Annotated in this window: 1 protein-coding gene; it reads left to right on the top strand. The window is 47.0% G+C overall.

Translation table 11 applies throughout. The annotated features are described in order from the left end of the window. The coding region (locus ACPYOJ_RS35130) for an alkaline phosphatase PhoX (RefSeq protein WP_481420350.1) at positions 1-287 on the top strand (287 nt) is incomplete at both ends.

The following is a 287-nucleotide window of genomic DNA, read 5'->3' as shown; positions in this document are numbered from 1 at the left end:
CGACTAAACTTTGGGAACTGACAAGATCAAGAGCGGTAAGCTTCTCTGCGCCGAGCCTTGTGCAGACGATCAGAAACTGTTCGGGAGGTGTTACCCCATGGGGAACCATCGTTACAGCAGAAGAGCAGACTACTTCCAATGACGTGAATGCGGACGGAATGAAAGACTACGGATGGCTGGTAGAAATCGATCCTGTAACCGCTCAGGTAATTTCTCAAAATGCTGACGGTTCTAAAGGAAAACTTTGGCAGATGGGTATTATGAATCACGAGAACGTAGTAATCAAC

The sequence above is a fragment of the Rhizobium sp. SVR5-9E genome, assembly GCF_056755095.1.
The sequence above is the reverse complement of the archived record's forward strand: the minus strand, read 5'-3'. Positions and strand labels throughout refer to the sequence as shown.